A 25376-nucleotide genomic window follows, 5' to 3' on the forward strand; every position below is an offset into this window, starting at 1 on the left:
GTTCTTGTTTTGTTCGGCTCAGACGGCTAGCGTCAGGTGTGCCTCCGATCCCGCTTCAGACCAAGGGCCGCGGCGCCCGCTCCAACGATACGAGCCGCTTCCTGTCGCTGCAGCGAGAGGAGTTCGACGACGGTTGGACGGCCGACGACGAAAGGCCCAAACCGCTGCGGACCGTGATCCAGGCCGACCAGGCCAAGACGATCATCGCCAGCAACGACAGCCCCGACATCGGGTTCAATCGCTCGATCAATCCCTATCGCGGCTGCGAGCATGGCTGCATCTACTGCTACGCGCGGCCGGCCCATGCCTATCTGGGCCTGTCGCCCGGCCTCGATTTCGAGAGCAAGCTGTTCTTCAAGCCCTTCGCCCATGAGCTTCTGGCCAGGGAGCTTTCGAAGAAGCGCTACCAGCCGCAGGTGATCCACATCGGCGGCGACACCGACCCCTATCAGCCGGCCGAGCGCAAGCTGCGGGTTACGCGGCAGGTGATCGAGACCCTGTACCGGTTCAAACACCCCTTCACCCTGATCACCAAGTCGGCGCTGGTGCTGCGCGACCTCGACATCCTGGGCCCTGCGGCGGCCGAGGGGCTGTGCCGGGTGGCGGTGTCGATCACCACCCTCGACCGCAAGCTGGCCCGCAGCATGGAACCCAGGGCCGCGACGCCCGACCGACGGGTCGAGGCGGTGCGGGCATTGACAGCGGCTGGGGTGCCGACTGCGGTGATGTTCGCTCCGGTGATCCCGGCGCTGAACGATCATGAGCTTGAGGCGGTGCTGGAGCGGTCGGCCGAGGCTGGGGCGGTGACCGCCGGCTATGTGGTCATACGGCTGCCGCGCGAGATCAGCGGACTGTTTCAACAATGGCTGTCCAGCGATCATCCCGGCCGGGCGGCGCGGGTGATGTCGCTGATCCGCCAGACGCGCGGCGGCGCCGACTACACCGCCGATTGGGGCACGCGCCAGAAGGGCGAGGGGCCGGTGGCCGAGCTGATCGCCACCCGGTTCGCGGCGGCCAAGCGGCGATTCGGGCTGGACCGCGAGATGCCGGCGATGGACCTGACGGCCTTCAAGGTCCCGCCGAAGGCCGGAGACCAGATGGACCTGTTCGGCGAGGCGCCGAAGGGGCCGGTGGCGGTGAAGGACGTCTCGGCGCTCCGGGGCGCGACGGCCAATCCGGTGCACGGCTTCCCGCTTAACCAGCCGGCCACGCCCTTGCCGGCGGGACCGGAGCCCTGCCTGCACAGCAAGCACGCGCTGTGGCGGACGGAGGGTTAGCGCGAGAACACCCCGACCAGCTCCACATGCGGCGACCACAGGAACTGATCCACCGGCAACACCCGCTCCAGCCGGAACCCGGCGTCGACCAGCACCCGCGCGTCCCGGGCGAAGGTGGCGGGGTTGCAGGACACGCCGACCACGCGGGACACGGCTGAGCGGGCGATCTCTCCGGCCTGCTCCAGGGCGCCGGCGCGGGGCGGGTCGAAGATCACGGCGTCGATCTTGGCCAGCTCGCGAGCCAGGACGGGCCGGCGGGTCAGGTCGCGGGCCTCGGCGGTGATGGCCTTCAGGCCCGGGGCGGCGCCGGCGGCCGCCTTCAGGGCGGCGATGGCCGGGGCGGCGGAGTCGGCGGCCAGGACCGTCCCGACCTGGGCCAGGCGGAAGGTGAAGGTGCCCACCCCGCAGAACAGGTCGGCGATGCGCGCGGCGCCGGACACCGCCTCGACCGCGAACTGGGCCATGGCCGCCTCGGCGGCCGGCACGGCCTGGAGGAAGGCGCCGGGCGGCAGGGCGACCTGGGCGGGACCGAGGGTGACCACCGCCTGGCGGGCCCCGTAGAGCGTCTCGCCGGCCATGGTGACGCGGGCGAAGTCGCCGGCCTGGGCCGCCTCGGCGGCGCGGACGCGGGCGTCGGCGGAGAGGCCTCCGCTCTTGCGCTCGACCCCGGTGACGTCGATGTCCAGCCCGGTGCGGGTCAGGGTGACATGCAGCGTCGGGGCCGACTTGGGATGCTCGAGGAAGGGCCTGGCCAGCGCCCGCAGAGCCGGCAGCGCGGCGACCAGCCGGGGGTCGGCGATCACGCAGACGTCGATCGGGACCAACTTCCATGACCGGCGCGCCTTGAACCCGACCACCGCCCCGCCCTTGCCGGCTCGCGCGTGCAGGGCCAGACGACGGCGCGATCCGGGCGGCGAGGCGAAGGTCGGCAGAACCTCGGTCTCCAGCTGCTCCCGGCTCAGAGCCTCGATCACCCGCTCCCGCTTCCAGGCCAGATAGGGACCGTCCGCCCAATGCTGCAGGGCGCAGCCGCCGCAGTCGCCGAAATGCGGACAGGGCGGCGGAACACGGTCGGGGCTGGCGGAAAGCAGGGCCTCGACCTCTCCCCGCCCCTGCTCGATCCGCACGGTGGCGCGCTCGCCGGGCAGGGTCAGGGGCGTGAAGACGCCATCGCCGATCCCGTCGCCCTGGGCGCCGATACGTGTGATCTCAATGTCACGGGTCTGGGTCAGGAGCCCTCTCCAGGCGGAACCGGCCGGGGCGCTAGCTGTTATGGCGCTGTGCATCGCGGCGCAAGGGTCGCGGAGCCGACAAATCCAGATGAGCGGTCTCGCCTGCCCCTGCCCAGGCCGATCCGCGCATCGTCAAACGGCGACGAGCCCCGCCAATCCCCAGTCGGGGTCGCCGCCCGCAACGAGAGGTATTTGCCATGCGCAAGATCACGACCCTGGCGCTCTGCGCCGCCCTGGCCGTCCCGGCCTTCGCTGCTCCCACCCTGGCGAGCGCCCAGCAGTACCGCGACTACGGCAACGGCGCCTCGCCCTGCCAGGTGCAGAAGAAGCAGGGTGAGCGCGAAGGCACCGTGGCCGGCGCCCTGATCGGCGGCGTGCTCGGCGCCGCGGTGGCCGGCGACGGCAACCGTGGCGAAGGCGCCCTGGTGGGCGGCACCGTCGGCGCCTTCGCCGGCCGCGAAGTCGGCCGCAAGAACGTGCGCTGCGCCAACTATCCCCGCCGCGTCAGCTATCGCCGTGACAACTGCCGCTGGGTGCAGGAGTACCGCGGCGGTCGCTGGCAGGGCTTCGAGGTCTGCCGCAATCGCAACGGCATGTGGCGCCCCAGCGGCCGGTATTGATCGGTCCTAGGTTCTGAAAGGACAGCGGGCCCCGGAGTTTCCGGGGCCCGTTTTCTATGTGGCCCTGGTCGCCCAGACGAGAAACTCGCGATTGCCGTCTCCGCCCGTGATCGGGCTGTCGGTGCGCTCGCGGACCGACCAGGCGGCGTCTTCCAGCCAGCGGCAGACCGTCTGAAGACAGGCGTCTCGCACGGCTGGATCGGAGACGATGCCCCCCTTGCCGACCGCGCCCCGCCCGGCCTCGAACTGCGGCTTGACCAGCAGCACCAGATCAGCCCCCGGCCGCGCCAGGGACAGCGCCGCCGACAAGGCCTTGGTCACCGAGATGAAGCTGAGGTCGCAGACGACCAGATCGGGCGGGATCGGGATAATGGAAGCGTCCAGGGTCCGGGCGTCCTGTCCGGACAGCTCGACGACGCGCGGATCGCCGGCGATCTTGGGATGCAGCTGGTCGCGCCCGACATCCACGGCATAGACCCGCTTCGCCCCCCTGCGCAGGCAGACCTCGGTGAATCCGCCGGTCGAGGCGCCGACGTCCAGCACCGTCACGCCCTCGACCGTGACCGGCCAGAGGTCGAGCGCGTGATCCAGCTTCAGCGCCCCGCGGCCGACGAAGTCATGGGCCGCCACGGCGACGATCTCCGCCATCGCCTCGACCGCCTCGGAAGCCTTGGTGATCATCCGCCCGTCCACGCTGACCCCGCCCGCCTCGATAGCGGCGCGGGCCTTGGCGCGGCTGTCGAACAGGCCGCGTTCGACGAGGAGCAGGTCGATGCGTTTGCGCATGCCCCTCCCTTACCGGGATTATTTCTTGGGTTCAGCCGCCTTCGGCTTGGGCTTGGGTTGTCCCGCGGGGAAGCCCGGCTTCATGAACTTCACCAGCACCCGCTGCCCGACCAGGAACGGGGCGTCGCCGGCGCTGACCACCACCTCGACCACCCGCTCGTCGCTACGCTGGCTGGGATCGTCAGAGGCCAGCTTGCGGGCGCCGAACACCCCGGCGCGGCGCAGCACCTTGCCGATATAGGTCTTGCTGGGATCGGACTCCGGCTGGATCTCGACCTGCTGGCCGATGGTGATGTTGGGGATGTCGGCCTCGACGATCTCGGCCCGCACGATCCGCTCGGTGTTCGGCTCCAGGTCGAACATGGTCGAAACGTTGAGGGTCGAGGCGCCCGAGCCCGGATTGGCGTAGCGGCGGGCGATACGGCCGGCCGTCGGGGCGCGGATGATGGTCAGGTCGACCGCGTACTCGGCCTCACGCTGCGCGGCGCGGGCGGCGGCGATATTGGTGCGCTGGGCGGTAATCTGGGCCTCCCAGTCGCGGATCTCGTCCATCTTGGTGTCGAGGCGCTGCTTGGCGACGAAGTTGCTGGCCTGCAGCTCTTCCAGACGGCGGTACTCCCGGCGGGCGGCGTTCAGCTTGACCTGCAGCACGCCGATCTGGGACTCGGCCTGGGCGACGTTGGCGCGGGCCCGGTCCAGCGCCAGGCGCGGATCATCGTCCTCCTGGCGCGCCAGGATCTGGCCGGCGACGACTTCCTGGCCTTCCTCGACATAGACCGCCTTGACGATGCCACCCCGGCGGGCCGCCACCTGGATGACCCCGCCCTCGACGTCGGCCTTGCCGTTGGCGATCGCGGCGTAGGGGCTGGGCGCCATGGTCTTGGCGGCCGCCTCGGTCTTCTTCTTCTGCTCGGCGGCATTGCCCTTCATCAGGACGTATCCGCCGCCGCCGACCACCACCAGAACGACGATGATCCAGAACCAGGTGCTGCGCATGAAGCGGGGCATTGTCAGCGAAGTCCTTGCGAAATCAGTGCGATAGGGGCGGCGGATTGGCGTCGGGCGTACGGCGCACGTCGTCCAGGATCTTGCCGTCCTCGATGTGGATCACCCGGTCGGCATAGGCCTCCAGGCGGGGGTCGTGGGTCACGCAGATCACCGCCGCGCCATGCTCGGTGGCGGCCCGGCGCAGCAGGCGGATGACCACCTGGCCGTTCTCGCCGTCCAGGGCCGAGGTCGGCTCGTCGGCGAAGATCAGGTCGGGGTTCTTGGCCAGGGCGCGGGCGATGGCCACCCGCTGCTTCTCGCCGCCCGACAGCTCGGAGGGCCGCTGGTTGACCTTGGCGGTCAGCCCCACCTCGGCCAGCGCGGTCAGGGCCCGCTTCTCGGCCTCGGCCTTGGGAACGCCCTGGTACTTCAGCGCCGTCATGACCTGCTGCTTGGCGGTCAGGGCCGGGAACAGGTTGAAGCCCTGGAAGATGAAGCCGCAGTGGTCGAGGCGGAACTTGTCGATCCGGCCCTTGGACAGGTCCCACAGGTCCCGCGCCTCCAGGGCAGAGACCGTCCCCTCCTCTGGCTCCAGCAGGCCCGAAAGAGCGGCGACCAGGGTCGACTTGCCCGAGCCCGAGGGACCCATGACCATCGTCACATCGCCGTGGTTGGCGTCGAAATCCACGCCCTTGAGCACCTCCACGAAGGTGCGGCCGGTCTTGAACCGCTTGACCAGGCCCTGGGCGCGAATCGCCGTCTTGCCGACGCGGGAGGAGGTCGCGCTCATCGCAGCAGGTCCGCCGGCTGGCTGTTCTTCAGCACGCCCAGGGACATCAGCCCCGACAGCATGGCGATGAGCAGCAGGAAGATGGCGATCATGGTGACCAGCGGCAGCGGGAAGGCCATCGGCAGTCCGCCGAGCGAAGCCAGGCCCGCGACGGCCCAGGTGAGCACGCCCGCGCCGATCACGCCCACCACCCCGACCCAGAAGCTCAGTTCCATGACGATGAGGCGCAGGCTCCCCAAAGACACGCCCAGCGCCCGCAGCGAGGCGAACTCCTTGATGTTGGCCATGATCGCCCCGCGCAGAGTCTGCCAGGTGATGGCGATCCCGATAATCCCGCCCATGATCACAGCGAAGATCAAGATGATGCTGATGAACTGTTCCTTGAACATCGAGGCCTCGTTGGCCTCGGCCAGCTCTGAGCGGGTCCAGGCCTTGAACTTGCCGTCGGCCAGCTTGTTCAACTGCGCAGCGACGATCTCGGCCCGGGCGGGATCGGCGATCTTGACCATCAGGGGCGCCACGCGCGGGCCGGTGTCCGCCTCACCCAGCATGCGCAGGGTGTCGCGCGACATGACGATGGTCGCCTGCATCATGTTGGGATAGCCGGTGGTCACGGCCGCGACGGTCACGGTCTTGCCGTTGTAGATGGCTTTGTCGCCGAGCTTCACCCCCAGCCGCCCCAGCGCCGTCTGATCGACCGCGATGGTGTAGGGCTGGCGCAGGGTCTCAACCAGTTCGTTGGAATAGTCCGTCGGCACGGTGACGTAGCCGGGGATGGCGTCAATGACCCGCACCATCACGAATTCCATTTTCCGGTCCTGGGCCGCCTTCGGATCGGGGTTCAGTTGATCCTCGGTCGGCAGGATGTTCTGGAATCTTCCGCCGGACCCGTCGGTCGGAGCCACCTCGACCACCTCGGGATGGCCGATGACGAGCGGCATCAGCCGCCGGGGCAGGCCGGACGGACCGCCGTTGAACAGCGCCGTGGCCCCGGGGCCCAGCACCATGATGTCGGCCCGCGAGCGGTCGATCTGGGCGGTGAAGGCCTTGCCTATGCCCATGAACATGCCGACGAAGGCCAGCACCAGCAGGCCCGAGAAGGCGAGCGCCACCACGGCGGCCATGTAGCGGCGCCATTCATACAGCAATGTGGCCAGCGCGAGAGACATCGACGCCCTGCAACCCCTCCGAAACGAGACCGGGTATGGACGCAAGCATCGCCCCCGGCCAAGTTAAATCGGGGTAAGCCGCACGCGGAAAACTAGCCAGAGGGCGCCCTCGCGCGCTATTGCCGCAGCCGAGGCGCAAAATCGTGCCGCGGTTTCATATGAACAAGGCTTCCATGACCCGTTATGCGTTGCTGGCCGGCGTTGCCGCCGCCACCCTGTGCGCCGCCGCCGCGGCCTCTACCCCCGCCCTGGCCGACGAAGGCATGTGGACCTTCGACAACCTGCCCATCGAGAAGATTAAAGCCGACTACGGCGTGACCCTCGACAGCAAGTGGCTTGACGATGTGCGGCTGTCGTCGGTTCGGCTCGCCGGCTGCTCGGCCAGCTTCGTCTCCAAGGACGGCCTGATCCTGACCAACAACCACTGCGTCCTGGGCTGCTCCAGCGCCCTGTCTTCGGAGAAGGTGGACTATGTGAAGGGCGGCTTCCGCGCCAACCTGCGCGAGGAAGAGCTGAAGTGCCCGGGCCAGACCGCCGAGGTGCTGCTGTCGATCACCGACGTCACCGATCAGATTCGCAAGGCGGGTGAAGGCAAGGCCGGCGAGGACTTCGTAAAGGCCCGTGACGCCGCCGCCAGCGCGGCCGAAAAGGCGGTCTGCGGTGATGAAGCCAACGTCCGCTGTCAGACGATCAGCTTCTACCGTGGCGGCCAGTACAAGGTTTACAAGTTCCAGCGCTACACCGACGTGCGGCTGGTGTTCGCGCCCGAGCAGGCGATCGCCTTCTTCGGCGGTGATCCGGATAACTTCAACTTCCCGCGCTACGACCTGGATGCCGCCTTCCTGCGCGCCTACCAGGATGGCAAGCCGGTCCAGACCAAGAACTTCCTGAAGTGGAACGCCAACGCGCCGAAGGAAGGCGAAGTCACCTTCGTCGTCGGCAATCCCGGCTCGACCGAACGCCTGCTGACCGTCTCGCAGCTTGAGACACAGCGCGACCTGACCATCCCGATTCGTCAGCTGCAGTCTTCGGAGATGCGCGGCCGGCTGATCGAGTATTCCAAGTCGGGGGCGGAGGCCAAGCGGACCGCCGGCGACGCGCTGTTCGGCCTGGAGAACGGCTACAAGGTCTTCTACGGCCGCCAGCTGACCCTCAACGACCGCGCCTTCATGGACGCCAAGCGCGGCCAGGAGGCGGAGCTGCGCGCCAAGGTTAAGGCCGACCCCGCCCTGTCGGCGAAGATCGGCGACCCCTGGGCCGATATCGAAAAGGCCCAGGTCGCGGTCGCCGATAACTTCCTCGCCTACCGCCAGCTGGAAACCGAAGCGGGCGGCGGCTCGCGCCTCTATGGTTGGGCCCGCACCCTTGTCCGCTCGGCGCAGGAACGCGCCAAGCCGGCCGCCGAGCGCAGCGCCGACTACAGCGACGCCGCCCTGGCCCGAATCGAGCGTGGCTTGGCCGCCGAGACGCCGGTCATCGCCCCCATCGAGCAGATGCGGCTCGAGCACTGGATGCTGAAGACGCGGGAATACCTGACCGTCGACCATCCGGGCGTGAAGGCCATCCTGGGCAAGGAAAGCCCCGAGGCCTTGTCGGCGCGACTGGTCAGCGACAGCAAGCTGGGCGACCCGGCCGTGCGCAAGGCCCTGTGGGACGGCGGGCTGGAGGCGCTGCAGGCCTCCGACGATCCGATGATCAAGTTCGTTCTGGCCACTGAGGGCCAGGGCCGGGCGCTGAAGAAAACCTGGGACGCGGAAGTCACCGCGCCGGTCGAGTCGGCCGCCGAACGCATCGCCCAGGCCCGCTTCGCCGTCTACGGGGAGAGCGTCTACCCGGACGCCACCTTCTCCCTGCGCCTGTCGTACGGCAAGGTCGCCGGCTGGACCCATCGCGGGACCACCGTGCCGTCCATGACCCGGATCGGCGGGACCTACGAGCGGGCCACCGGCCAGGAGCCCTTCGCCCTGCCGCAGAGCTGGATCGACAAGCAGTCGGCCCTGAACCCGCAGACGGTCTTCAACTTCACCACCACCAACGACATCATCGGCGGCAACTCCGGCTCGCCGGTGATCAACGCCAAGGGCCAGGTGATCGGCACGGCCTTCGACGGCAACATCCACAGCCTGGGCGGCGCCTATGGCTACGACGGTTCGATCAACCGCACCGTGGTGGTCTCCACGGCCGCCATCACCGAAAGCCTTACCAAGGTCTACGGCATGAACAGCTTGGTGAAGGAACTCACCGGGAAGTAGGTCGCCGACCCCTCCTCCGCGCTTCGCGCGGGGGAGGCGGGCTGCTAGACCGGGGCCATGCCCCTCTCCCCCGCTCGCCTCGCCGAGCTCGACGCCTTCCTGATCGAGCTCAACCGCGCCTCCGCGGCCGCCATCCTTCCCCTGTTCCGCGCCGATCACGGCCTGGAGGACAAGGGCTCGCCCGCCGCCGGGTTCGACCCGGTCACCGAGGCGGACAAGGGCGCCGAGCGGGCGATCCGCGCGCTGATCGCGCAGCGCTATCCCGACCACGGCGTCATCGGCGAGGAGTATGGCGAAGACCGCCCCGACGCCGAGTTCGTCTGGGTTCTCGACCCGGTCGACGGCACCCGCGCCTTCGTCGCCGGCCTGCCCCTGTGGACCACCCTGATCGGCCTGCGCCACGAGGGCCGCCCGGTGCTGGGCTCCATCGGTCAGCCCTATCTCGACGAGATCTACCTGGGCGGCGCCCAGACCGGCTCGCGGCTAGTGTCGCGCGGGACCGAGACGCCGTTGCGTGTCCGCCCCTGCCCCGCGCTGACGCAAGCCATCATCTGCACGACAGACCCGGCCATCCTGACCGGTCCCGAGCTGGGCTCCTGGACCCAGGTCCGCGCCGCCGCCCGGTTGGCCCGGCTGGGGCTGGACGCCTACGGCTATGCCATGGTGGCGATGGGGAAGATCGACCTGGCGCTCGACACCGGCCTGAAGGTCTGGGACGTCGAGGCCGTGATTCCGGTGATCGAGGGCGCGGGCGGCGTCGCCACCCAGTGGGATGGCTCACCCGCCCGCGTCGAAGGCGGCCAGTTCGCCTTTGCGGGCGATCGCGAATGCCTCGAACAGGCGCTGGTGACCCTGAGGCGCTCGGCCCACTAAACCTTAGGCGCCAGGAGATCGACCAAGCTGTCGAACGCCGCCCAGACCACGGCGCGAATCGCGTCCGTCTCCTGGAACAGCTCATGATGCGCCCCGGCCACCTCGCGCCATTCGCCCTTGGGCATCCGCGCGACGATCACCCGCTGGTCGCCGTTGTCGACCAGGGCCTCGGTCCCGGCCCCCAGAGCCAGCACCGGAATGGCGATCGCCGCCACGCCGGGCGCGCGTTTCAGCCAGCTGGAAGCGCTGAACGCGAAATCCAGCCAGGCCCAGGTTCCGGCTCCGAGCCGTAGATCCGGAAAGGTCTTCAGGAGATCAGCGTTGCGGGCGTATCGGCCGGGATCGTGGGTCAGGATGTTGCCCTCGAATGGCCCGCCCAGCGGATCACCCGGCTGGTTCAGGATGTAGGCCGTCCCGCGGGTGCGGGCCATCAGCCAGGCCAGCGCCCGCGCCGCCCGCTTGGGCCGCCCGCCCGTCTGCAGCCCCAGCATCGGAGCCGACAGGAAGGCGGCGACAAAACGGCGATCCTGGCCATGCGCCAGCGCCAGGGTCGTCAAGCAGCCCCCCATGGAATGCCCGATGGCCACCCAGGGCTGGGGCAGCCGATCTTCGAAATGGTCGAGCAGGCATACGTAGTCGGCAACGAAATCGCCGAACCCCATCGCATGGCCCTTCAGGCGGTCGGGCAACAGCCGATACGACAGCCCCTGCCCGCGCCAGTCATGGACCAACACCACGAAGCCGCGCGCCTGCAGGTCGCGGACGACTTCGTAGTATTTCTCGATCGCCTCGGTGCGGCCGGGGCTGACCACGACCGAGCCGCGCACCGCGCCCTTCGGCCGGAACAGCGCCGCCCGTAGCCTCGCCCCGCCTGAGCCCGTGAACCATTCGGCCGCGCCATCGGGCGGGATCGGATTTCCAGGGCCTTCCAGCAGTGGCGCGTTAACGGTCATTTCTTCGGCCGCTCCAAAAGGGCGATCATCGTCGGGACCCGCGCCAGCCTGATGGTCACGATCCCCGGCATCTGTTCGGGATCGAACTGCGGGCCGTCCTTGCCCGTCGGCAGAGGCTTGGCCACGCCCTGGGCGTTGACCGCCGTGCCGGACCCCGCGCCGACAAACCCGACTCGCTTGATCTTCGGCGCGGCGAAGCCGATCAGACCAGCCTTGGACTTGATCGTCTGGGCGCACTGATCAATGGCGGCGGTCAGTTGGGCGGCCGGAATCTCTTTTGCGGGGGCGACCTTGGCCAGCAGTTGCATGGTCATTGCGAACTTGCTGTTCGGCGGCGCCTCGATCTCGACCTGGGCCTTGGACTTCAGTTCGGCCAGGGTCGGCAACCGCGTGATCCGGCCATCGCCGGCGACCGTGATCGGGGTCCGCGCACCGCCGGAGACCAGGGTCAAGCTGATGCCCTTCGGCGGGCCGCCGTTCAGCTTCAGGAAATAGGCCAGGGTGAACAGGCTGCGTTGGTTGGCTGGGATGCCCAGATAGAGGTCCAGAAAAGGGAAGATCTTCTTGACCTCGACGCCCCGGTTCTGGGCCAGGGCGGGGCCCGCCAGACCGGCGGGCAGCAGGGCGGAAAGGCCCATCAGGATGGTGCGGCGGGTAGCGCCCATGGTCAGTCCCTATCGGAGTCGCCCCCCGGCTTCCCCCCACCCAGAAAAGCAGAACGGCGCGGAAGGGTCACCCCCTCCGCGCCGCCAATCAAGTCCAGATGGACCCGTGATTACTGCATGCGCGCGAACAGGGCGCCCATCTTCGGCTGCAGCGACATGGCAAGGCCCATGTCCGACAGCTTCAGGCGGCCGCTCATGAACGCCATGGTGGCGTCCAGCTTGCCGGCGCCCATCTCGAGCAGGTCGGCCAGCGAGATGGTCATGGTCAGGTCGGCCGGCTTGTCCTCGTTGGTGACAGTGCCACCGTCGATATGGATGAACCCGTCGCCCTTCAGGTCGAACTTCAGCGACTTGCCGAGGCCCGAGTCATCGCCCACGGCGGCCTTCACGCGATCGGTGACTTCTTGCAGGGTGGTCATATGTCGCTTCTCCCTAAATTAGCGGCTCAAACGAGATATCGCGGCCCCGCGCGGCGGGCAAGCGAACACCGATCACCGCAATTAAAAAAGTGACGGCGGCGTCATCCAAAACCTATCGCCCGATACGATCAGCCGAACACCACGCCCGAATGCTTCGGCCCGGCGAACTCCATCCGCCACGGCAGCTTTGCGAAGCGCAGCTTGGCGGCGGCCGGCAACGCGCCCGGGTTGTAGGCAGGCATGCCCTTGAACAGCGGCAACGGCGCGGTTGAGCCGTTGGCCAGCACGGCCGTGCCGGTCCCGCCGCCCGGGAAGGCGACTTGCACCATCTTCGGCGCAACCATCCCGAACTTGCCGGCGGCCTTCTTGACGATGGCGTTGGCGTCCTCGAGGTAGTCGGCGACCTTGCGGGCGTCCATTTCGATCGCCGGCTTGGAGCCCCAGACCAGCCCGATCCGCACCGAGTATCCGTTCCGGTCAGGCCCTTCGAAGACCATCTTCGACTTCTCGACCAATTGCCGCAACGTCGGCTCACGCTCGAAGCGGCCGTCGGCGGCGATCGGCACGTCCGTGCGGGTGCCGTCCTTGTCGATGATCCAGGCCTTCACGCCCTTCGGCGGCTTGCCGTTCTGGGTCAGGTAGAAGCTGACCTTCAGCCGGGCCCGCTCAGCGGGTGTCATGCGCAGGAAGTTGTCGAGGAAGACGAACACCTTGGAGACGTCTGTCTCCCGCGTCGCGGCGGCGGCCGGCTGGGCCAGCAGCGGCACGACGGCCAGGGGGGCATAGAACATAACGCGGCGGCTGACGGTCATTTCGGTTTCACGAGTTTGAGGGTCATGCGGTCGCTTTCACCGATCGCGTCGTAGGGGGCGTGATCGAATCCGGCTTTCGGCGATTGCCCACGAGGGGCGGACAGCCGGGTCGGCGGCAGGGTCCATACACCAAAGGGATGCGACTTGTCGTCCTTTGGGTTGGCGTTGAGCTCATTGGCCGCAACCAGCTGGAACCCCGCCTCCTTGGCCAAGGCGATCGCATAGTCCTGTTGCACATAACCATCCGCGGCCAGGGGGTCCTGTACAGCGCCCGGCACGCCACGATGTTCCTCGATTCCCAGGAAACCGCCCGGCTTCAGCGCCGCGAAGGCGTCGCGGAAGGCCTTGTCGGCGATGCCGGCGGCCATCCAGTTGTGCAGGTTGCGCAGGAACAGCACCAGATCCGCCGACCCGGCGGGGGCCACCGGGCCGGTGGTCGGACCGAAGGCCGTGACCTCAACGTCGCCATAGATCTTCTTGTTGTCGGCGAGCTTGCGCTTGTAGGCCTCGATCACCTCGACCACCTGCGGGTCATCCGCCTCCAGGTTGGCCGCGTAGAGCTTACCGCCCGTGGCGTCCAGGAACGGCGCCAGGATGTCGGTGTACCAACCCGCGCCCGGCCAGAATTCGACCACCGTCTGCCCCGGTTGCAGGCCCCAGAAGGTCAGGCTCTCGACGGGATGGCGCCAGGCGTCCCGCGCCTTGTCCTCGGGCCGGCGCCATTCGCCGGCAACCGCCTCGGCGATCGTCTGGATCTTGCGCGGGGCGACCGGCTTGGCCTGCTCGGCCTCGCCCTTCTTCTCACCGCAGGCCGCAAGGACCGCCGCCGCACCGCCGACCAACAGGGCCCGCCGCGACGGAAACACCAGACTAGAACGCATGGACACCGTCAAAAGGATCGCCCCCACGTCCCGATGGGGTCGCCCTTACCCTGCAAGGACGGCCGCGTCAAAAGTTGGGCATTCACAGTCACTTGGGCACAGTCACCTGGGCCCAGTCACTTCGGCTTCACGAACCGGAGCATCATCCGGTCACTCTCGCCCACCGCGTCATAGGGGGCATGGTCGAAGGCCGGGTTGGCGGGCTGCCCGCGCGGCGCCGACTGGCGGACCGGCGGCAGGGTCCAGACGCCGAACGGATGGTCCTTGTCGTCTTTCGGGTTGGCGTTGATCTCGCTCTTGGCGGCCAGCTTGAAGCCGGCCTTCTCGATGGCCGCGACCACATAGGCGGTTTCCATGTAGCCGGTCGGCGCGCCCTCGCCCTGCGGCAGGGGATCGGAGCGATGCTCCTCGACCCCCAAGGCGCCACCGGGTTTCAGCACCGCGAAGAAGTCGGCCAGCACCTTGTCCAGCAGGCCCGGCTGGGCCGCCCAGTTGTGGACGTTGCGGGCGGTGATCACCAGGTCGGCCGACCCGGCCGGGCCTAGAGGCGCCGACTTGGGCCCGAAGTTGGCGTAGCGCACCGCGCCGAATACCGCCTGGTCGGCATACTTGGTTTCGAAGCTGGCGCGGCCCTTCCGGGCAGCCTCCGACAGCGCCGGGTTGTCCAGGTCGGCGGCCGTGGCGATGTAGGTTCCGCCGGTCGCCCTGGCGTAGGGCGCCAGGATTTCGGTCCAGTAGCCGCTGCCGGGGCTGACCTCGATCACCGTCTGGCCGGGCTTGAGCCCCCAGAACGCCAGGCTGTCATAGGGCCGCCGGTGCGGGTCACGCGCCTTGTGGGCGGCCGAGCGCTGGGCCCCGGCGATGGCCGCCTCCAGCGCCGCGTCGCGCCCTTTCGCCAATGCCAGCCCCGGAACCAGGGCCGTGGACCCCATCAAAAAGAGAGCCGTCCGCCGTGCGATCATCCCGATCCTCCCTTGATTTGCCGGGGGCACCCTAGCGGCGCCCGGCCCGTGGCGAAACCCTGTTCACCCACCCCTTGAAAACCAATTCACCGCTCACCAACTCACGTCTCGAAGACGCCGCTACAGGGTCTTCCAGGTTCGAGGACGAGGCCGATCTCGGGTCGTTGCAGAGCCTGACAACCCACATTGCTTCTCAAGAAGGATGTCTCATATGCGTACGATCGACTTCTCGCCCCTGTACCGTTCCGTCGTTGGCTTCGACCGGCTGGCCTCGCTGCTCGATGCGGCGGCCGCCCAGGATAGCCAGGCGGGCTACCCCCCCTACAACATCGAACGCGTGGGCGATGACGCCTACCGCGTCGAGATCGCGGTCGCCGGCTTCCGGCCCGACGAACTGGCCATCGAGGTGAAGGAAAACCTGCTCACCGTCACCGGTCGCAAGGCGGCCAACGACGAGCAGCGCAAGTACCTGCATCGCGGCCTGGCCGAGCGCAACTTCGAGCGCCGCTTCCAGCTGGCCGACTATGTGGTCGTCACCGACGCCAACCTGTCGGACGGTCTGCTGGCCATCAGCCTCGAGCGCCAGCTGCCCGAAGCGCTCAAGCCCCGCACGATCAAGATCGGCACCACCCCGGCCGAAGCCCTGATCGAAGGCGACAAGGCGGCCTAACCCTCCTGAGGCAGGCCTGAAAAGGAGAAGGGCGGCGTTCCCCAGCGCCGCCCTTGTTCTTTAGCGGTTAAGCCGCGTCCAGCCCGATCGCCGAGCTGATCTCCGCGTCGCGGAAGCTGGCGGACAGCAGGTTGGCGCCGGTCAGGTCGGCCCCGCGCAGGTCCGCGCCATCGAGAATGGCGCTGCTGAGATCCGCCGTCTGGGCATGAACATAACGCAGCTTCGCCCCGCTCAGGCTGGCCGGATTCGACCGGCCCGGAGCCAGAGGCAGCACCGCCAGATGAGCGCCGCGCAGGTCCGCCTTGGTCAGGTTGGCGCCGACCAACCGCGCACCGCGCAGGTCGGCCCGTTGCAGGTTCACCCCGCGCATGTCCGCGCCCTCTAGGTTGGCGCCCTGCAGCTGCGCCCCGGCCAGATTCATTCCCACCATGCAGGCGCCCTTGGCGCTCATTGCGGTCAGCCGCATGCCCTTCAACGCATCACCCAGGGGCCTGAGGTCGGCCGTGTCGAACTTCGCCGGCCTGCCGGTCTGGCCGCCGGTTTCGCACCAGGCGTGATTGGCCTTGGCCATGCCCAGCATCTCCGCCGCCACGGCCACGGCCGCCGCCGTCGGTTCGCGCAGCACCCCGGCCAGTTTGGCCCCGCTCACCCGGGCGGTGGCGGTGTCTACGCCGGTGAGCACCGCGCCGGACAGGTCGGCGTTCTCGAGGTTGGCTCCTCCGATGCTGGCGCCTTCCAGGTTGGCGCCGGAGAGGTTGGCCTCCTTCAGGTTGGCCCCGGTCATGATCGCCCCGCGCAGGGAGCAGTCGGTGAAATCGGAGGCAAAGGCCGAGGCGCCGTTGAACTGAGACCCGTCCAGGGTGGCGCCGGCGAAGGTTGCCCCGTCCACATCGCCCATGCGCGCCTCCTGGCGCAGGCCGTTCAGGCCCTTTGTCGGGTGAGGAATGGCCACCTGGCCTTCGCGGAAGTCCGCCTTGGTCAGGTCGGCCTGGGTCAGGTTGGCGCCGCGCAGGCAGGCGCCGCGCAGATCCGCCCGCACCAGGCTGGCCTGAACCAGGATCGCCTTGCGCAGGTCGGAACCGAACAGGCTGGCGCGGTCCAGCCGCGTGCGGATCATCCGCGTGCCGTCCAGCACGGAGGCCGAAAGGTCCGCGTCCGACAGGTTGCGGCCCGACAGCTCCAGCCCTGACAGGTTCACGAACCGCAGCGAGGCGCGCTTGCCGCCCGGCTTGCCGCCCAGGAACCGCTCATGGGCGGTGACGATCATATCCAGCTCGGGCTGCGTCAGCCGACGCCGCCCAGCCACACTGGCGCTTAGAGTCACCATGACCCCTCCTCCTAATCGACCGTACGGAAGGGTAACCTGAGAATGGGCGCCAGAGGGTTAACCATGGCCCAGAGGACTCCAGTCGAGGCCTCGCACGCCGACACGGGAGGCGTCGGTCAGGTCCGCGCCACGCGTCTGGGCGCCGGTGAAGTTGGCGCGATACAGGTCGGCGCGGATCAATCGCGCCTGCCGCAGGTCCGCCCTCGCCAGGTCCGTTCCCTTGAGCAAAGCCCCGGTCAGGTCGGCCGGCAACAGCCGGTCGGCGGCGATCATCAGCGGCCCCAACTGCACCTCGCGCAGGTCCGAGCCGGACAGCTTGGCGCCGGCCAGTCGCGCCCCGCGCAGGTCCGCCCGGCGGAGATTGCAGTTGCGGAGATCCGCCCCCTCCAGGTGCGCGCCCTGAAGCTGCGCGCCCTCCATGTCGAGGCCGTAGAAAACAGCCCCCTTGGCCGACAGCGCCGTCAGGTTCAGGCCCCGCAACGACCCCAAGGATCGCAGGTCCGCGCCGTTGAACATCGAGGGCTGGCCCTCGGCCCCGCCCGTCTCGCACCACCGCGCATGGTCGGCGATCATCTTGGCGTAGGGCAGGCTGTCGACCGCCGTGCCCGACGGCTGGTCGGTCAGCGCCCCCTTCATGTCGGCCCCGTCCACCTTCCAGGACCAGGTCTTGGCCCCGACCAGGATGGCGTCCTGCAGGTCGGCCCCCGACAGGTCCGCCCCCGACAGGTCGGCCCCGGCCAGGTTCGCGCCGCTCATCGAGCATTGCTTGAGGTTAGCCCGCACCAGCTTGGCGTCTTTGAGAATGGCGTCGGAGAAGTCGGCCTTCACCGCCACCACCCCCGACAGCCGCGACCGCTCCAGGTTGGCCCCCGACAGGTTGGCCCCGCGGGCATCGCCGGCCCGCACCGTATGCTCGATGATCCGCAGCCCCTTGTCCCGGTCGGCCGCGGCGATGGCCCCTTCCCTCAGGTCGGCTTCGAACAGGTCTGCCCCCGACAGGTTGGCCCCGCGCAAGCAGGACCCCCTCAGGTCGGCCCGCCGCAGCGAGGCGTCGGTCAGGTTGGCGCCCTGAAGGTCGGCTCCGAAGAAGCTGGCGTTGTCGAGCTTGGCCCCGGTCAGGTTGGCGTCGGGCAGGTGGGCGCCGGTGAAGTCGGCGTCACAGAGGTTTCGGCCCGCCAGGCTCAGGCCGGTCAGGTCGGCAAAGCTGAACACCGCCCGCGCGCCACCGCCCCGCCCCGACCACAGCCGGTCGTGGCGGGCGCAGATCAGGTCGACATCGGCTTGCGTCAGACGCTTGATGCCGATCGCCGGCGCGGCGGTCATTCAGGGGCTCCCCATTTGAGCCCGTCACAATCCGTTGTTTTGCTTAAGTTTGCGCTTACGACGCCGAGGACGCGAACCAGGCGGCGTAGTCCAGCCCCTCGAACGCCTCCTCCGCCAGCAGCCCGACCTCGACCGAAACACCCGCCGCGGCCAGCCGCTCGCTCCCCCGCCCGGAGGCGAAGGGCGATGGATCGTCACAGGCCACCACCACGCGGGCCACCCCTGCGGCCACCAGCAGTTCAGAACAGGAGGTTCCCCCAGACGACCGCGCGCCGCACGGTTCCAGCGTCACATAGGCCGTGCTCCCCCGCGCCGACGGGCCCGCCGCCTGAAGCGCCTGGTCCTCGGCATGCGGCCGTCCACCCGGCGCGGTCGCCCCGCTGGCCAGGATCACCCCGTCCTTCACCAGGACGCAGCCCACCACCGGGTTAGGCGCGGTCTTGCCGAGATTGACCCTTGCGGCCTCGATCGCGGCCCGCATGAACCGCTCTTCGGTCATCACACTGCAGGCAGCGGCTGCGCCCGGCTCTCATCCAGATACCGCGCCGAAATCGGCTTCAGTCCGTCGTCCAGCTCGATGACCAGCGGATTGCCCGTCGGGATCTCCACCCCGACGATGTCGCTGTCCGGCACCGCGAACAGCAGCTTCACGATCGCCCGCAGCGAATTGCCATGCGCCGCCACCAGCACCGTCTCGCCGGCCTTCAGGTGCGGCGCGATCTCGGCGTTCCAGTAGGGCTCTACCCGGTCGAGGGTGGTCTTCAGGCTCTCCGTGTCGGGAATGCTCTTGCCCGCGTACCGTTCGTCCTTGGTGAAGTCCCACTCCCCGCCCGGGGCCAAGGCCGGCGGCGGCACGTCGTACGACCGGCGCCAGACCAGCACCTGGTCCTCACCATGCTTGGCCGCCGTCTCGGCCTTGTTCAGCCCGGTCAGGCCCCCGTAGTGCCGCTCGTTCAGCCGCCAATCCTTGATGAACTCCAGGTCGCCCTGCCCCGCCGCCGCCATGGCCATGGCGCCCGTGCGGATCGCCCGGTTCAGCACCGAGGTATAGGCCCGGTCGACCGTGATCCCGGCGGCCTTGATCAGCTCGCCCCCCTTGGTCGCCTGGGCCTCGCCCTCGGCTGTGAGGTCCACATCCACCCAGCCGGTGAAGCGGTTTTCGAGGTTCCACTGGCTCTGGCCATGGCGGAGAAGAATGAGCGTCGACATGGACAGGTGGGCTAAGGGGCGAAGGGCGCAGGGTCAAGCGTGGTGGCGCCCAAACGCTTTCTGGTCTATATTTTCAACCAGAAATCGGAGCTTCCCATGACGTCCGTCGGCGCCTTCGAGGCCAAGACACATCTCTCCGCCCTGCTCGACAAGGTCGAGGCCGGCGAAGAGGTCACCATCACCCGGCATGGCCGGGCGATCGCACGACTGGTGCCTGCAGAAGCGATCGATACCGCGCGCGCGATCAAGGCCGCCAATGAGCTCAAGCAGATGCGCAAGGGCGTCACGCTCGGCTTGTCCTGGAAAGAGCTGCGCGACGAGGGGCGTCGTTGACCCTGGTCGTCGATGCCTCGGTCGCCTTGGCCTGGTGCTTCGACGATGAGGCGACGCCAGAGACCGACCGCCTGCTGGATCGGGTAGCCGCGCAGGGCGCCGTCGTCCCGTCGCTCTGGAGGCTGGAGGTCGCCAACGTTCTCGTCATGGCCGAACGTCGGCGGCGCATAACGGCGACTGAGCTGCAAGCTCGCCTTGATCGACTTGATCGGTTGCCGATCCGGGCAGACTTCGAGGCTGCGGGTCCAGCTATGCGTGGCATCGTCCAGCATGCTCGGGCCGAGCGTCTAACCGCCTACGACGCGGCATATCTGGAATTGGCGCTGCGGCTCGGCGGTGAACTGGCGAGCCTGGACCAGGACCTTCGCGATGCGTCGACGCGACTTGGGCTGACGGTGGTCCCATGACCCCTGCCCTTCGCCTGAAAATCGGCTAAACCGCCTCCCATGCGTGACCGCTACTTCTATCCCCTCGCCGCCGTCCTCACCGTCGGCATGGTGCTGCTGGCCCTGGTCTGGCCTCAGGGGCAGGGGGCGCGGTCGCCCGCGCCTTTCGGCCATGAACCGACCACCCCGGCCAAGGCGGCCGGGCTGAGGCCCGCCCAGTGAGCGGCGACCCCATCGCTGCCGGACGCCGGGTGCTGGCTGTCGAGGCCGCCGGCCTGGTGCAGATGGCCGACGAACTGGGCGCCGACTTCGCCCGCGCCGTGGAGATCGTCTTCGCCGCCAAGGGCCGGGTGGTCTGCACCGGTATCGGCAAGAGCGGCCATGTGGCCCGCAAGATCGCCGCCACCCTCGCCTCGACCGGCACGCCGGCGATGTTCGTTCACGCCGCCGAGGCCAGCCACGGCGATCTCGGCATGGTGGGTGGGGACGATGTCATCCTCGCCCTCTCCAAGTCCGGCGAGGTGCGCGAGCTCTCCGACATCATTGCCTATAGCCACCGCTTCGCCATCCCGCTGCTCGGCATGACCGCCAACCCGGACAGCGCGCTCGGCAAAGCCTCCACCGTCGTCCTCAAGCTGGCCGACGCCCCCGAGGCCACCGGCGAGCTGAACGCCCCCACCACCTCCACCACCCTGCAGATCGCCTTGGGCGACGCCCTGGCCGTCGCCCTGCTCGAACGCCGCGGCTTCACCCCGAAGGATTTCCACGTCTTCCACCCGGGCGGAAAGCTCGGCGCCATGCTGCGCACCGTCGGCGACCTGATGCACAAGCTGGCCGAGGCCCCCCTGGCCCCCCTCGACATGCCCATGCCCCAGGCCATCGAGGTGATGACCGCCCGCAAGCTGGGGGTCGTCGGCGTGGTCGACGCCGAAGGCCGCCTCGCCGGGATCGTCACCGACGGCGACCTACGCCGCAACTTCGATGGCCTCGCCGGCAAGACGGTCGGCGACATCATGACCAAGGGCCCCAAGGCCGTCACCGCCGAGACCCTGGCCGCCGACGCCGCCCGGATCATGAACGAGAGCCGCATAAACGTGCTGTTCGTGGTCGCAGACGGCCGCCCGGTCGGCGTGCTGCATGTGCACGACGTGCTCAGCGCGGGCGTGGTCTAGACTCACCGGGAGTTGGCTTACGTTCAGCGGCGTGGCGGGGCTTCCAGGTCCGGTTCGCTTCCGCCCAATCGCGCCAGCCGCCGGGCGCTTTCCCGCTCGACCAGCGCCATCAGTGCAGCCCGCAAAACGGACGCATTGCCCGTCAGCCCGGTCATTTCCCGGGCTCTGGCCATTAGCCCGTCATCGAGGACGACAGTTACGCGCATGGACTGATCCTACTGAGCCCGCAGCACGACACCAGATGATCCGTCATTCGATCGCATCTTGCCCCTGACCTTCTGCTCACGAAGGCGTTATACGACACCGCTCAACCACTCGAGAGTTCGTACCCGATGCCCTTCATCCCGCGCGCCGACCTCGTCCCCAACACCGTCGCCTACGAGACCGAGCCGCTGGTCAAGGCCACGGGGTTCCGCGAGTACGACGCGCGCTGGCTGTTCGGCCCGGACATCAACCTGCTGGGCATCCAGGCGCTGGGCCTTGGGCTGGGCACCTATATCCAGTCCCTCGGTCACAGCCGCATCGTGGTGGGCCATGACTTCCGCAGCTACTCCCTGACCATCAAGCAGGCCCTCAGCCTCGGTCTCATCGAAGCCGGCTGCGAGGTGCTCGACATCGGCCTCGCCCTCTCGCCCACCGCCTACTACGCCCAGTTCGACCTCGACGCCCCCTGCGTGGCCATGGTCACCGCCAGCCACAACGAAAACGGCTGGACCGGGGTGAAGATGGGCGCCGCCCGCCCGCTAACCTTCGGCCCTGACGAGATGGGCGCCCTGCGCGACATCGTCCTGGGCGCAAAGTTCCAGCCGCGCGATGGTGGCAAGGTCACCCGCATCGAAGGGATGGCCGAGCGCTACATCGCCGATGTCGCCCGCCGCGCCCAGATCACCCGCCCGCTCAAGGTCGTCGCCGCCTGCGGCAACGGTACGGCCGGCGCCTTCGTGCCCGACGCCCTGCGCCGCATGGGCGTGGCCGTGGTCTACGAGATGGACTGCGAGCTCGACTGGACCTTCCCCAAGTACAATCCCAACCCCGAAGACCACGAGATGCTCCACGAGATGAGCAAGGCGGTGAAGGAATTCGGCGCCGACCTCGCCCTCGGCTTCGACGGTGACGGGGACCGCTGCGGCGTGGTCGATGACACCGGCGAGGAGATATTCGCCGACAAGATCGGCCTGATGCTGGCCCGCGACCTCGCGCCCCTGAACCCGAACGCCACCTTCGTGGTCGATGTGAAGTCCACCGGCCTCTACGCCACCGACCCCATCCTCGAGGCCAACGGCGCCACCACCGTCTACTGGAAGACCGGCCACAGCTACATCAAGCGCAAGTCGGCCGAGCTCGGCGCCCTGGCCGGCTTCGAAAAGAGCGGCCACTTCTTCCTCAACGAGCCGCTCGGCCGTGGCTACGACTGCGGCCTGACCGCCGCCGCCGCCATCCTGGCCATGCTCGACCGCAACCCGGACAAGAAGCTCAGCCAGCTGAAGGACGCCCTCCCGGTCGCCTACACCAGCCTAACCATGAGCCCCCACTGCGCCGACGAAGAAAAATACCAGGTCGTCCAGAAGGTCGTCGCCGAATACGAGGCCCTCGCGGCCAAGGGCGGCCAGATCCTCGGCCGCTCCATCCGCGAGGTGATCACCGTCAACGGCGTCCGCGTCGCCCTCGACGACGGCAGCTGGGTCCTGGTCCGCGCCAGCTCCAACAAGCCGGAGATCGTCGTGGTGGTCGAAAGCACCCGCAGCGCTGACGACATGCGCGAGCTGTTCCACAAGGAAGTGAAGCCCCGCCTCGCCGCCCACCCGCAAGTCGGCAAGTACAACCAGGAAATCTGAGGGCGCAGCCCCGCCCTTCTCCCGCTCGCCGGGAGAAGGTGGCGGCCGCAGGCGGACGGATGAGGGCGACGCCGTCGCCCTGCCGCAGTGCACAAAAGCCACCCCCGCGTCGAACCCGGCATCACCCCCCATCCTGTGGTTGCCTCCGCACCCCGCCTCATGCTCAAAGCCGCCCTATTCGGTGGGGCGCTTCGGCGTCGTTCAGCTAGAGATTTTCCCATGCGCGTCGCGATGATCGGCACCGGCTACGTTGGCCTGGTGTCGGGGGCCTGTTTCGCCGACTTCGGCCACACCGTCTGCTGCATCGACAAGGACGCTGGCAAGATCGAGCGCCTGCATCAGAACATCATGCCCATCTATGAGCCGGGCCTCGACGACCTGGTGGCTCGCAACGTCAAAGCCGGTCGCCTTTCCTTCGCCACCGAGGCCCGCGAGGCGGTCAAGAACGCCGACGCGGTCTTCATTGCGGTCGGCACCCCCTCGCGCCGTGGCGACGGCCACGCCGACCTCTCCTACGTCTATGCCGCGGCCGAAGAGATCGCCGAGTTGATGGACGGCTTCACGGTGATCGTCACCAAGTCGACCGTCCCAGTCGGCACCGGCGACGAGATCGAGAAGATCGTTCGCGCCAAGCGTCCCGACGCCGACTTCGCCGTGGTCTCCAACCCCGAGTTCCTGCGCGAAGGCGCGGCCATCGACGACTTCAAGCGCCCGGACAGGGTGGTCGTCGGCACCGACAATGAAAAAGCCCGCGGCGTGATGAACGAGCTCTACCGCCCGCTCTTCCTCAACGAGACGCCGATGGTCTTCACCGGCCGCCGGACCAGCGAGCTGATCAAGTACGCCGCCAACGCCTTCCTGGCCCTGAAGATCACCTTCATCAACGAGGTCGCCGACCTCTGCGAGGCCGTCGGCGCGGACGTGCAGCAGGTGGCCAAGGGCATCGGCCTCGACAACCGCATCGGGTCCAAGTTCCTCAACGCTGGGCCCGGCTACGGCGGTAGCTGCTTCCCGAAGGACACCCTGGCCCTGGTCCGCACGGCCACCGACGCCGGCTCCCCGGTCCAGCTGATCGAGACCACCGTCAAGGTCAACGACGAGCGCAAGAAGGCCATGGCCGGCCGCGTCGCCGGCGCCGTGGGCGAGGACCTGAAGGGAAAGGTCATCGGCGTTCTGGGCCTGACCTTCAAGCCCAACACCGACGACATGCGCGACGCCCCCAGCCTCGACATCGTCCCGGCCCTGCAGGCCATGGGCGCCACCGTCCAGGCCTATGACCCCGAGGGCCATGAGGCCAGGCACATGCTCAAGGACGTCGACTTCAAGGACGACGCCTATGACGCCGTCGAGGGCGCCGATGCGGTGGTGATCATCACCGAGTGGGACCAGTTCCGCGCCCTTGACCTGGACCGCATGAAGCTCCTGATGAAGAGCCCCACGGTCGTCGACCTGCGCAACATCTACCGCCCCGACGACATGCGCACGCGTGGGTTCAAGTACAGCAGCATCGGGCGGGCTTAGGTCGCTACCCCCGCCATCCCAGAAAGCGCGCAGCGCTTGTCCGGGACCCAGGGGTGACGGAGAGCCGGCAACTAAGCTGCGTTCAATGGAGTGATCACGCCCTCCTGGGTCCCGGATCGTCCCTTCGGGCCGTCCGGGATGACCGAGATTATGAGGCGCTTTCGGGCAGGACCTCGTCCGTCGAAGCTTCCCAGTCCCCATCGTAAACCGCCTGATCCAATATCCCCTGCCGCTTCGCCACGATCGTCGGCACCAGCGCCTGCCCGGCCACGTTCACCGCCGTCCGCCCCATGTCCAGGATCGGGTCGATGGCCAGCAGCAGGCCCGCTCCCTCCAGCGGCAGCCCAAGCGTCGACAGGGTCAGGGTCAGCATGACCAGCGCCCCGGTCAGCCCCGCCGTGGCCGCCGAGCCCAGCACCGAGACCACCACGATCAACAGGTACTCCGTCGGCCCCAGGGGGATGTTGTAGAACTGCGCGACGAACAGCGCCGCGATGGCCGGATAGATGGCCGCGCAGCCGTCCATCTTGGTCGTCGCCCCCACCGGCACGGCGAAGGCGGCGTAATCCTTTGGCACGCCCAGCCGATCCCGGGTCATCGTCTCGGTCACCGGCAGAGTCCCGATCGACGAGCGCGACACGAAGGCCAGCTGGATCGCCGGCCAGGCCCCGGCGAAGAACCGCAGCGGGTTCAGGCCATGAGCCAGCAACAGCGCCGGATAGACCCCGAACAGCACCACCCCCAGCCCCGCATAGACCGCCAGGCTGAACACCCCCAGCTGTCCCAGCGTGTCCCAGCCGTAGTGGGCCACCGCATAGCCGATCAGCCCGACGGTCCCGATCGGCGTCAGCCGGATCACCCAGCCCAGCACCTTACGGACGATGGCCAGCAGCGAGGCGTTGAAGGCCAGGAACCCCTCCCC

At 68.5% G+C, this 25376-nt stretch carries 28 protein-coding genes; 11 read left to right on the forward strand and 17 right to left on the reverse strand.

Features of this window, described 5'->3' with window-relative positions:
* Window positions 1-38: 38 nt before the first annotated feature.
* A complete protein-coding gene (locus tag GVN21_RS11975; RefSeq protein WP_346764254.1) occupies window positions 39-1277 on the forward strand; it encodes a PA0069 family radical SAM protein in 1239 nt (412 codons plus the stop codon).
* On the opposite strand, the gene GVN21_RS11980 is transcribed toward GVN21_RS11975, so the two are convergent.
* On the reverse strand, window positions 1274-2563 hold the full coding sequence (locus GVN21_RS11980; RefSeq protein WP_166574983.1) for a class I SAM-dependent RNA methyltransferase: 1290 nt from the start codon (window positions 2561-2563) through the stop codon (window positions 1274-1276). The genes GVN21_RS11975 and GVN21_RS11980 overlap by 4 nt on opposite strands.
* A 143-nt stretch (window positions 2564-2706) precedes the next feature.
* On the opposite strand from GVN21_RS11980, the gene GVN21_RS11985 reads away from it, so the two are divergent.
* Window positions 2707-3129 (forward strand): glycine zipper 2TM domain-containing protein, encoded by a 423-nt coding sequence (locus tag GVN21_RS11985; RefSeq protein WP_166574984.1) that lies wholly within the window; start codon window positions 2707-2709, stop codon window positions 3127-3129.
* Window positions 3130-3183: 54 nt separating this feature from the next.
* On the opposite strand, the gene GVN21_RS11990 is transcribed toward GVN21_RS11985, so the two are convergent.
* Genes GVN21_RS11990 through GVN21_RS12005 form a run of 4 tightly spaced genes read right to left on the reverse strand, consistent with a single transcriptional unit; the run spans window position 3184 to window position 6861 of the window.
* Window positions 3184-3915, reverse strand: a complete 732-nt coding sequence (locus GVN21_RS11990; protein ID WP_166574985.1) for a TlyA family RNA methyltransferase — start codon at window positions 3913-3915, stop codon at window positions 3184-3186.
* 18 nt (window positions 3916-3933) lie between these two features.
* Window positions 3934-4923 (reverse strand): HlyD family efflux transporter periplasmic adaptor subunit, encoded by a 990-nt coding sequence (locus GVN21_RS11995; protein WP_166574986.1) that lies wholly within the window; start codon window positions 4921-4923, stop codon window positions 3934-3936.
* Between the two features lie 22 nt (window positions 4924-4945).
* Entirely contained in the window at window positions 4946-5692 is a 747-nt protein-coding gene (locus GVN21_RS12000; protein ID WP_166574987.1) for an ABC transporter ATP-binding protein, read from the reverse strand.
* Window positions 5689-6861 carry an ABC transporter permease gene (locus GVN21_RS12005; protein WP_166574988.1) on the reverse strand — a complete coding sequence of 391 codons (1173 nt, stop codon included), beginning with the start codon at window positions 6859-6861 and terminating at the stop codon, window positions 5689-5691. The genes GVN21_RS12000 and GVN21_RS12005 overlap by 4 nt, the downstream gene beginning before the upstream one ends.
* A gap of 173 nt (window positions 6862-7034) precedes the next feature.
* On the opposite strand from GVN21_RS12005, the gene GVN21_RS12010 reads away from it, so the two are divergent.
* Window positions 7035-9113 (forward strand): S46 family peptidase, encoded by a 2079-nt coding sequence (locus tag GVN21_RS12010; RefSeq protein ID WP_240902893.1) that lies wholly within the window; start codon window positions 7035-7037, stop codon window positions 9111-9113.
* A gap of 57 nt (window positions 9114-9170) precedes the next feature.
* Entirely contained in the window at window positions 9171-9986 is an 816-nt protein-coding gene (gene hisN / locus GVN21_RS12015) for a histidinol-phosphatase (protein ID WP_166574989.1), read from the forward strand.
* Here the strand turns inward: hisN and GVN21_RS12020 are convergent.
* From GVN21_RS12020 to GVN21_RS12045, 6 genes are all read right to left on the reverse strand, one after another.
* On the reverse strand, window positions 9983-10939 hold the full coding sequence (locus GVN21_RS12020) for an alpha/beta hydrolase (protein WP_166574990.1): 957 nt from the start codon (window positions 10937-10939) through the stop codon (window positions 9983-9985). The two genes, hisN and GVN21_RS12020, sit on opposite strands and share 4 nt — an antisense overlap.
* Window positions 10936-11604 (reverse strand): DUF2987 domain-containing protein, encoded by a 669-nt coding sequence (locus tag GVN21_RS12025; RefSeq protein WP_166574991.1) that lies wholly within the window; start codon window positions 11602-11604, stop codon window positions 10936-10938. Before GVN21_RS12025 ends, GVN21_RS12020 begins: the two co-directional genes overlap by 4 nt.
* Before the next feature lie 110 nt (window positions 11605-11714).
* Entirely contained in the window at window positions 11715-12023 is a 309-nt protein-coding gene (locus GVN21_RS12030) for an SCP2 sterol-binding domain-containing protein (RefSeq protein WP_166574992.1), read from the reverse strand.
* 128 nt (window positions 12024-12151) lie between these two features.
* Entirely contained in the window at window positions 12152-12835 is a 684-nt protein-coding gene (locus tag GVN21_RS12035; protein WP_166574993.1) for a hypothetical protein, read from the reverse strand.
* A complete protein-coding gene (locus tag GVN21_RS12040) occupies window positions 12832-13716 on the reverse strand; it encodes a class I SAM-dependent methyltransferase (protein WP_166574994.1) in 885 nt (294 codons plus the stop codon). Before GVN21_RS12040 ends, GVN21_RS12035 begins: the two co-directional genes overlap by 4 nt.
* A gap of 116 nt (window positions 13717-13832) precedes the next feature.
* Window positions 13833-14615, reverse strand: a complete 783-nt coding sequence (locus tag GVN21_RS12045; RefSeq protein WP_240902894.1) for a methyltransferase domain-containing protein — start codon at window positions 14613-14615, stop codon at window positions 13833-13835.
* Between the two features lie 274 nt (window positions 14616-14889).
* On the opposite strand from GVN21_RS12045, the gene GVN21_RS12050 reads away from it, so the two are divergent.
* Window positions 14890-15348 (forward strand): Hsp20 family protein, encoded by a 459-nt coding sequence (locus GVN21_RS12050; RefSeq protein WP_166574996.1) that lies wholly within the window; start codon window positions 14890-14892, stop codon window positions 15346-15348.
* A gap of 67 nt (window positions 15349-15415) precedes the next feature.
* Here GVN21_RS12050 and GVN21_RS12055 read toward each other — a convergent pair whose 3' ends face one another.
* From GVN21_RS12055 to gpmA, 4 genes are read right to left on the reverse strand one after another with little or no spacing between them, the layout of a single operon-like run.
* Window positions 15416-16675: a pentapeptide repeat-containing protein gene (locus GVN21_RS12055; protein WP_205690052.1), complete on the reverse strand. Its 1260-nt coding sequence runs from the start codon at window positions 16673-16675 to the stop codon at window positions 15416-15418.
* A gap of 57 nt (window positions 16676-16732) precedes the next feature.
* On the reverse strand, window positions 16733-17998 hold the full coding sequence (locus GVN21_RS12060; protein ID WP_166574997.1) for a pentapeptide repeat-containing protein: 1266 nt from the start codon (window positions 17996-17998) through the stop codon (window positions 16733-16735).
* Between the two features lie 55 nt (window positions 17999-18053).
* The gene (locus tag GVN21_RS12065; protein WP_166574998.1) at window positions 18054-18497 is read right to left on the reverse strand and encodes a bifunctional diaminohydroxyphosphoribosylaminopyrimidine deaminase/5-amino-6-(5-phosphoribosylamino)uracil reductase RibD; all 444 of its coding nucleotides are present in this window, start codon (window positions 18495-18497) and stop codon (window positions 18054-18056) included.
* The gene (gene gpmA / locus GVN21_RS12070) at window positions 18497-19207 is read right to left on the reverse strand and encodes a 2,3-diphosphoglycerate-dependent phosphoglycerate mutase (protein ID WP_166574999.1); all 711 of its coding nucleotides are present in this window, start codon (window positions 19205-19207) and stop codon (window positions 18497-18499) included. Before gpmA ends, GVN21_RS12065 begins: the two co-directional genes overlap by 1 nt.
* A 42-nt stretch (window positions 19208-19249) precedes the next feature.
* Between gpmA and GVN21_RS12075 the strand changes: the two genes are divergently transcribed.
* Genes GVN21_RS12075 through GVN21_RS12090 form a run of 4 tightly spaced genes read left to right on the forward strand, consistent with a single transcriptional unit; the run spans window position 19250 to window position 21098 of the window.
* Entirely contained in the window at window positions 19250-19540 is a 291-nt protein-coding gene (locus GVN21_RS12075) for a type II toxin-antitoxin system prevent-host-death family antitoxin (protein WP_205690053.1), read from the forward strand.
* Window positions 19537-19947, forward strand: coding sequence for a type II toxin-antitoxin system VapC family toxin (locus GVN21_RS12080; protein ID WP_205690054.1), 411 nt, complete (start codon window positions 19537-19539; stop codon window positions 19945-19947). The genes GVN21_RS12075 and GVN21_RS12080 overlap by 4 nt, the downstream gene beginning before the upstream one ends.
* 39 nt (window positions 19948-19986) lie before the next feature.
* Entirely contained in the window at window positions 19987-20148 is a 162-nt protein-coding gene (locus GVN21_RS12085; RefSeq protein ID WP_166575000.1) for a hypothetical protein, read from the forward strand.
* On the forward strand, window positions 20145-21098 hold the full coding sequence (locus GVN21_RS12090; RefSeq protein ID WP_346764255.1) for a KpsF/GutQ family sugar-phosphate isomerase: 954 nt from the start codon (window positions 20145-20147) through the stop codon (window positions 21096-21098). Before GVN21_RS12085 ends, GVN21_RS12090 begins: the two co-directional genes overlap by 4 nt.
* Before the next feature lie 23 nt (window positions 21099-21121).
* Here GVN21_RS12090 and GVN21_RS12095 read toward each other — a convergent pair whose 3' ends face one another.
* A complete protein-coding gene (locus GVN21_RS12095; RefSeq protein WP_166575001.1) occupies window positions 21122-21304 on the reverse strand; it encodes a type II toxin-antitoxin system VapB family antitoxin in 183 nt (60 codons plus the stop codon).
* Window positions 21305-21430: 126 nt separating this feature from the next.
* On the opposite strand from GVN21_RS12095, the gene GVN21_RS12100 reads away from it, so the two are divergent.
* Together GVN21_RS12100 and GVN21_RS12105 are read left to right on the forward strand one after the other, a co-directional pair.
* The gene (locus GVN21_RS12100; protein WP_166575002.1) at window positions 21431-22933 is read left to right on the forward strand and encodes a phosphomannomutase/phosphoglucomutase; all 1503 of its coding nucleotides are present in this window, start codon (window positions 21431-21433) and stop codon (window positions 22931-22933) included.
* 219 nt (window positions 22934-23152) lie between these two features.
* Complete coding sequence (locus tag GVN21_RS12105; RefSeq protein WP_166575003.1) at window positions 23153-24454, forward strand: UDP-glucose/GDP-mannose dehydrogenase family protein; 1302 nt, start codon at window positions 23153-23155, stop codon at window positions 24452-24454.
* Between the two features lie 148 nt (window positions 24455-24602).
* On the opposite strand, the gene GVN21_RS12110 is transcribed toward GVN21_RS12105, so the two are convergent.
* Window positions 24603-25376, reverse strand: a 774-nt coding sequence (locus GVN21_RS12110; RefSeq protein WP_166575004.1) for a cation:dicarboxylase symporter family transporter, incomplete at its 5' end; no start/stop codon positions are given.

This window comes from Caulobacter sp. SLTY, assembly GCF_009905535.1.
In the GTDB taxonomy this organism is placed as follows: Bacteria; Pseudomonadota; Alphaproteobacteria; order Caulobacterales; family Caulobacteraceae; genus Caulobacter.

Coding starts and splice junctions, on each gene's coding strand:
- GVN21_RS12085 (WP_166575000.1), top strand. CDS start 19,987: ATGCGTGACCGCTACTTCTATCCCCTCGCCGCCGTCCTCACCGTCGGC.
- GVN21_RS12010 (WP_240902893.1), top strand. CDS start 7,035: ATGACCCGTTATGCGTTGCTGGCCGGCGTTGCCGCCGCCACCCTGTGC.
- GVN21_RS12000 (WP_166574987.1), bottom strand. CDS start 5,692: ATGAGCGCGACCTCCTCCCGCGTCGGCAAGACGGCGATTCGCGCCCAG.
- GVN21_RS11995 (WP_166574986.1), bottom strand. CDS start 4,923: ATGCCCCGCTTCATGCGCAGCACCTGGTTCTGGATCATCGTCGTTCTG.
- GVN21_RS12095 (WP_166575001.1), bottom strand. CDS start 21,304: ATGCGCGTAACTGTCGTCCTCGATGACGGGCTAATGGCCAGAGCCCGG.
- GVN21_RS12020 (WP_166574990.1), bottom strand. CDS start 10,939: ATGACCGTTAACGCGCCACTGCTGGAAGGCCCTGGAAATCCGATCCCG.
- GVN21_RS12065 (WP_166574998.1), bottom strand. CDS start 18,497: ATGACCGAAGAGCGGTTCATGCGGGCCGCGATCGAGGCCGCAAGGGTC.
- GVN21_RS11990 (WP_166574985.1), bottom strand. CDS start 3,915: ATGCGCAAACGCATCGACCTGCTCCTCGTCGAACGCGGCCTGTTCGAC.
- GVN21_RS12055 (WP_205690052.1), bottom strand. CDS start 16,675: ATGGTGACTCTAAGCGCCAGTGTGGCTGGGCGGCGTCGGCTGACGCAG.
- GVN21_RS12030 (WP_166574992.1), bottom strand. CDS start 12,023: ATGACCACCCTGCAAGAAGTCACCGATCGCGTGAAGGCCGCCGTGGGC.
- GVN21_RS11980 (WP_166574983.1), bottom strand. CDS start 2,563: ATGCACAGCGCCATAACAGCTAGCGCCCCGGCCGGTTCCGCCTGGAGA.
- GVN21_RS12105 (WP_166575003.1), top strand. CDS start 23,153: ATGCGCGTCGCGATGATCGGCACCGGCTACGTTGGCCTGGTGTCGGGG.
- GVN21_RS12050 (WP_166574996.1), top strand. CDS start 14,890: ATGCGTACGATCGACTTCTCGCCCCTGTACCGTTCCGTCGTTGGCTTC.
- GVN21_RS11985 (WP_166574984.1), top strand. CDS start 2,707: ATGCGCAAGATCACGACCCTGGCGCTCTGCGCCGCCCTGGCCGTCCCG.
- GVN21_RS12005 (WP_166574988.1), bottom strand. CDS start 6,861: ATGTCTCTCGCGCTGGCCACATTGCTGTATGAATGGCGCCGCTACATG.
- hisN (WP_166574989.1), top strand. CDS start 9,171: ATGCCCCTCTCCCCCGCTCGCCTCGCCGAGCTCGACGCCTTCCTGATC.
- GVN21_RS12035 (WP_166574993.1), bottom strand. CDS start 12,835: ATGACCGTCAGCCGCCGCGTTATGTTCTATGCCCCCCTGGCCGTCGTG.
- GVN21_RS12025 (WP_166574991.1), bottom strand. CDS start 11,604: ATGGGCGCTACCCGCCGCACCATCCTGATGGGCCTTTCCGCCCTGCTG.
- GVN21_RS12060 (WP_166574997.1), bottom strand. CDS start 17,998: ATGACCGCCGCGCCGGCGATCGGCATCAAGCGTCTGACGCAAGCCGAT.
- gpmA (WP_166574999.1), bottom strand. CDS start 19,207: ATGTCGACGCTCATTCTTCTCCGCCATGGCCAGAGCCAGTGGAACCTC.
- GVN21_RS12040 (WP_166574994.1), bottom strand. CDS start 13,716: ATGCGTTCTAGTCTGGTGTTTCCGTCGCGGCGGGCCCTGTTGGTCGGC.
- GVN21_RS12100 (WP_166575002.1), top strand. CDS start 21,431: ATGCCCTTCATCCCGCGCGCCGACCTCGTCCCCAACACCGTCGCCTAC.